We start from the raw sequence: 6,046 nt of genomic DNA on the forward strand, positions 1-6,046 counted from the left end.
TTGTGTTTTTAAAAGTCAACTAAATTTAGATAAAATAATTTTCAACCATATAAGTCATATAAGAATTCGAAATAATTACAACATGACTCTTCAATCTCTTTCTGTTTCTCGCATAAGGGATGGAAGCGGCATCCTTTTGTGGAGCGATAGCGGAACAAAAGATACAGCAGACAGCCCGACCCGTAGTTTTACGGAGGGGCACGCCCATATGAACTCTAGCAAATTGACTGCTATTTGATAACGAAATTATCAGGTATAACTGCCCCTTTTTTGATAACTACAATTCCTTCTTTGATGGTGTATAAATTATTCGAAACAGGCTCCAAATGTTTCCCTCCATTGATGTAAACATCGTTGCCAATTCGGCAATTTTTATCGACAATGGCGTTGTTTATGAAGCATCTTTCGCCAATTCCAACCAGCTTTTTATTGTTTTTAATATCCTCGTTCATTTCATCTATGCTTTGATAGAAATCATTACCCATAACATAGGTGTTTTGGATAGTTGTTCCCTCACCTATTCTGGCTCGAATTCCAATTACGGAACGACTAATTTCTTTGGCGTTGATGATACATCCCTCTGAAATCAATGACCTATCCAAATCAGTTTTTTTGAACTTTGTAGGTGGCAATAATCGAGGACGAGTCACTATTTTATTCTCGTTGTCGAATAAATTAAATTTTGGCACATCGTCTGTCAATCCAATATTGGCTTCGAAAAAAGAATCGATATTTCCAATATCTGTCCAATAGCCTTCATATTGGAAACTAAATATTTTTTTGTGCCCAACTGCTTGAGGGATAATTTCTTTTCCAAAATCTTGGGTACTTGATTCTGCCATGACATCCAACAAGAATTTTCTGTTGAAAATATAAATTCCCATCGATGCCAAATAATGTTTTCCCTCACTTTTCATTTGATCGCTCACATCGGATGTCCATTCTGGCAATAACTCTTTGGCAGGTTTTTCAATGAAAGATTCGATGAAATTTTCGGAATTGGTTTTTAAAATTCCAAACTCAGGCGCATCTTTTGCGTTTACCGGTAATGTTGCAATAGAAATATCGGCATCGTTTTTTATATGCTCCTCAATCATTTCATTCAAATCCATTTGATACAATTGATCCCCCGAAAGAATCAAGGCATAATCAAAATCATGATTTAAAAAATGGGGCATACATTGTCTTACGGCATCTGCAGTCCCTTGAAACCATCTTGTATTGTCAGGAGTTTGTTCTGCTGCCAAAATATCGACAAAAGCATGACTAAAAATACTGAAATGATACGTATTCTTGATGTGGGCATTTAAAGATGCTGAATTGAACTGAGTCAATACAAATATCCTATAAATATCCGAATTCATGCAGTTAGAGATTGGAATATCTACCAAACGGTACTTTCCTCCAATTGGAACGGCAGGTTTTGAACGTGTTTCTGTCAATGGAGACAATCTAGAACCTTGACCTCCACCGAGAATAATTGCAATTACATTTTTCCTTTTAGTCTTCATTTTTTTTCTATTATTAAATTGTACACCTCTATATATTCCTGACAAACACTTTCCCAAGAATGGTCAATACCCATTCCTAGTTTCCGAATATCATTTATTTTTTTCTTGTCCTCGTATAAATTTACCGCTCTTTGAATCGAATAACAAATGTCTCCAACAGAGGCTTGATCGTGGCAAATTCCGTTTCCTTCATCTCCAAAATCGATCACGGTATCCTTCAAACCTCCCGTTCTTCGCACAATGGGAATGGTTCCATAACGCATCGCATACATTTGGTTCAACCCACAAGGCTCAACTCTGGATGGCATCAATAAAAAATCCGAGCCTCCATAAATTAAATGAGCCAACTCTTCATCATAGCCAATAACAGTATTGTAATTTCCTTTAAAACTAGTCTGTAAATGGGTCAATTGCTTTTCAATTTCCACGTTTCCAGAACCTAAAACCAGAATATTAATTCCTTTATAATTTTCAGACAAAGACATCGCGGCTGCATGAGGCAATAAATCGGCTCCTTTTTCTTCCAATAATCTTCCAATGAAACTAAAAAGCGGTTTTGTCGGATCCAAATCAAATTGACTGCACAACTTTTCTTTATTTTCCTGTTTTCCTTTTTTGAAATTTTTGATGGAATATTTTTTTTCCAACATTTTATCCGTTGCAGGATTCCAGACTTCCATATCAATTCCGTTCAAAATACCTCTTGATTTATCCCTTACAAGACTAAACAAGGATTCCAATCCAAAAGCCGATTGATTGATTTCATTCAAATAATTAGGAGAAACCGTTGTCACCGCCGAAGCACATTTGATGGCTGTCGCCAATGAATTTATCTTGTTGTCCCATTCCAAAACACTAACTTTTGACAAATCAAACTCCGGCAAATAATACAACTTGTCAAATCCAAATTGTCCTTGATAAATCGAATTATGAATTGTAATAACCGTAGGCGTATTTTTTAATTTTTCATATTTATTGGCATACAACATCATAAACGGAATTAAGCCCGTATGATGATCGTGACAATTGATTACGTCTGGAATAACATTTCTAGTAATAACCCAATCCAATGTGGCTATCTGGAATGACAAAAATCGTTCAATATCATCTTCATAACCATAGATTTCTTTCCTGTCGAATAGCTCTGGAATTTCAATCAAGTACAGTTCGTAACCCAATTTACCTGTTCTTTCTTTCAAGACATTGAAAGGAAAATTAAAATTTCCCAATTTCACAGAACCCAAGTGAACATTATCAAATTTATTTTCCTCTATAAACTTGGTTTCATAACAAGGAAGCACCACTTTCACAAGATGTCCCGCACTATTTTGATATTTTGGCAATGCTCCCACTACATCAGCTAAACCGCCCACTTTTGCCACTGGATAACACTCCGCTCCTATATGAAATATATCCATTTGAGAAATTCTATTTTTTAATTCTTCCTAAAACAACATTATTATCAACTGTTTTACTGCTAACAAAAGTGGAATAGTATAAACAAATGTTAATTAAAAACATTGTCAATAAAATTCAATTTATGTTTTTCTAAATTTAGTAAAAAAAACATACAATACTAACTAGATTGAAAATTTATTGAAATAATAAAAACAGCTTAGTATCATATCGAATAACTAAAAATTAAAGCGCTAATTAAGAATTCCTAACATCTTATTGTTTGTTTATAATTCTAATTAAAAGTTGTCAGAAATTTTAAAATGGAGATAAAAACAAAAAAACCTATCTGGATTGGATAGGTTTTGAAAAAAATAATGAGTTGGTTTTTTTAATTGAACTAAGTATCTGTTACTCAAAATCAATGTTTTTATAAGCTGAGAATTAACATACTGAACACTTACACACTTTATAGGACAGTGTCTAAATTAAATGTTTTATCGCCTCATACAAGATTTCATTTTTAATTGGTTTGGATATATAATGATTCATTCCTATTTCCTTGACGCGTTCTTTTGTTGTTTCCATCACGTCTGCGGTCACGGCAATAATAGGAATCGTGCGGTTTTGTTCTCCAGCTTCGCCATTTCGTATAGCAATGGTCGCCTCATATCCGTCCATAACCGGCATTTGAAGATCCATCAAAATAATGTCAAATTTATTTGTTTTAAGCGCATCCAAACCTTCCTGGCCGTTATTGGCAAATACTACAGTTGTATTCAGCCATTTCTTGGTAATCATTTTAATCACCATCTGATTAATGGAATTATCTTCGACAACTAAAATAGATTTCCCTTTCAAATCATAAATAGAAGGCTCTGGAACGACTACCTCAATTTCCTGTTGCGGCGGTACATCAAATTCAATTGTAATGATACAAGTAGTACCTTCATTGACTTTACTATCCATCTTGATAGTACCGTTTTGCATATCCACCAAAGTCTTTACAATATAGAGACCTAGTCCAAGACCACCAAATTTTCGTTTATTGTTAATGCCATTTTGCGAAAATGAATCGAAAATACTGCTCAATTTATCTTTAGAAATTCCAATTCCTGTATCAGAAACCTTTAGTATCAAACTGACACGATTATCTGGTTTTATTTCACAATCGACATCAAATTTTACAAATCCTTTGGAGGTAAATTTAACCGCATTGTTTAACACGTTATTCACCACCTGCGCAAATCGGGACGGATCACCAATCAATGAATCAGGAATAGTGTTAGATTTTGAAAATTGAAATTCCAATCCTTTATTTTCCGCATTATTACGCACATTATTTTTTATGCTTTTAATAATTTTAATGGGATTGAATGGTGCTTCTTCCAATCTTAATTCACCCTTCTCAATTTTAGAAAAATCAAGAATATCATTCACTGAACTCAATAAACTCTGGGAAGAATCTTTTATAATATCACAATTTTTCTTGATCTTTTTGTTGTTCGTTTTGTTGAAAATCGAATCCGTTAAATTCAATATGGCATTCAAGGGTGTTCGCAATTCGTGGCTGATGTTTGACAAAAAATAGGACTTTAATTCATTCATTTCTTCTGAACGTGCCAAAGCCAAACGATTGAGCTCGTTCTTTTCGTTTTTCAGATTTCGAATCAAATTAGCCATGGAAAGTGAAAGAAAGATAACTTCCAATCCAGTTCCCAATTTCGAACTATTTTGAGTAAAAAAGGTAACCGGTATCAATCCAAAATTGTATAGAATAAATATGCCAAAACCTAAAATTAAAAATAAAATACCAACAGAAAAGTAAGAGTCAACAGGCTTTCTTTTGTAGTACAGATAAACTATGGAATAGACAATCAAAATTAGAAACAACAACGTCAGCACATTGACCAAAACATAGGAAAACAGCAAAATTGAAGGAATAAAAACCACACAGAATAACAACAAAAGCAGTAATCCATACGCTGTGTTAAACAGAAAGTAAATTTTCTTGCTATTTGCTTTAATATTTAAAAACAACTCGCTGTATTTACCCGATAAAAAAACTGCAATGATGGCAATAAACAATACCGCATGATTTGAAAACCAGCCAGCATAAGGAGTAATAAACTGAAAGAAAAAGCCGTCCAACGAAAATTGCAACAGACCAACAAAAATAACATACAAACTATAATACAAAAATATTTTTTCGCGTAAAGCAAAAAAGAAGAAAAAGTAAATAATGGAAACGATGGACAAAATTCCATAAAAGATTCCAAATATCAGTTGCTCTTTTGAGATTTGCTTTATAAAATTTTCTGAAGAATACAGCTTTACAGGTACCTTGATTACTTCTCCATCGCTTTGGAGATGCAAAAATAGTTTTAAACTGGATTGTGGCCCTATTTCAAGTTTGAAAATGGTTTTACGATTATCAAAACTTCGCTGGGAATAAGGTATTTTATCGCCACTAACTTGTTTACTTATGCTACCGGAAACGACATCAATCAAATAAAGTTCAACCAAATCAGTGATGGGGCGAGCCGTTTCCAGATAGTAAACCAACGACCGATTTGTTGGATTTTTAATTTCTGTAAGTGTCCAGAAATTATTTTGCGTAAAGCCCAAATCATCATTTTCAGTTTGTAACTTTTTATTTTTCAACGAATTGTAATTATCCTTTACAAAACCGATATCTAAATTACTTTTACCAACATCCGAAATTGTAGTGTAAGGATGCAATGAAATTTCATCAGGTACAGTATCCTTTTTAAAAACATATTGTGAATATGTAGCAGTAAAAAAAAACATGAAAAATAACACTTTCAAAGTGAAAGAAAACAAGAACTTTTTTATTCGAATCATACTCAATTAAGTTGCAACCTTAGAACTATTTACGATAAAAAGTCGTTTTTAGTTTTCGATTTATTTTTTTAAATGCATTTTTATAAAGTAAATTAAAGCAAACCATTCCAAAAAACAAATTTTATTCCCAAAAGTTGCAAAAAACCGTGATAAAACAAAAAACCCCATTCCGATAGGAATAGGGTTTTTCAAAAGAAAGGCGACGACATACTCTCCCACATAACTGCAGTACCATCTGCGCAGGCGGGCTTAACTACTCTGTTCGGGATGGGAAG

The 6,046-nt window shown here is 33.5% G+C and carries 3 protein-coding genes and 1 rRNA gene; all 4 read right to left on the bottom strand.

The annotated features are described in order from the left end of the window. Positions 1-230: 230 nt before the first annotated feature. Positions 231-1,511 carry a glucose-1-phosphate adenylyltransferase gene (locus tag BUC16_RS13095; protein WP_073371230.1) on the bottom strand — a complete coding sequence of 427 codons (1,281 nt, stop codon included), beginning with the start codon at positions 1,509-1,511 and terminating at the stop codon, positions 231-233. After that, a complete protein-coding gene (locus BUC16_RS13100; protein WP_073371231.1) occupies positions 1,508-2,929 on the bottom strand; it encodes a glycogen synthase in 1,422 nt (473 codons plus the stop codon). Before BUC16_RS13100 ends, BUC16_RS13095 begins: the two co-directional genes overlap by 4 nt. 460 nt (positions 2,930-3,389) lie before the next feature. Beyond that, positions 3,390-5,771: a hybrid sensor histidine kinase/response regulator gene (locus BUC16_RS13105; protein ID WP_073371232.1), complete on the bottom strand. Its 2,382-nt coding sequence runs from the start codon at positions 5,769-5,771 to the stop codon at positions 3,390-3,392. 194 nt (positions 5,772-5,965) lie between these two features. Then, positions 5,966-6,046 (bottom strand): 5S ribosomal RNA (rrf, locus tag BUC16_RS13110); the annotation flags it as partial.

Origin of the sequence: Flavobacterium fluvii (genome assembly GCF_900129545.1) — a bacterium.
Lineage (GTDB): Bacteria > Bacteroidota > Bacteroidia > Flavobacteriales > Flavobacteriaceae > Flavobacterium > Flavobacterium fluvii.

Coding starts and splice junctions, on each gene's coding strand:
- BUC16_RS13095 (WP_073371230.1), bottom strand. CDS start 1,511: ATGAAGACTAAAAGGAAAAATGTAATTGCAATTATTCTCGGTGGAGGT.
- BUC16_RS13100 (WP_073371231.1), bottom strand. CDS start 2,929: ATGGATATATTTCATATAGGAGCGGAGTGTTATCCAGTGGCAAAAGTG.
- BUC16_RS13105 (WP_073371232.1), bottom strand. CDS start 5,771: ATGATTCGAATAAAAAAGTTCTTGTTTTCTTTCACTTTGAAAGTGTTA.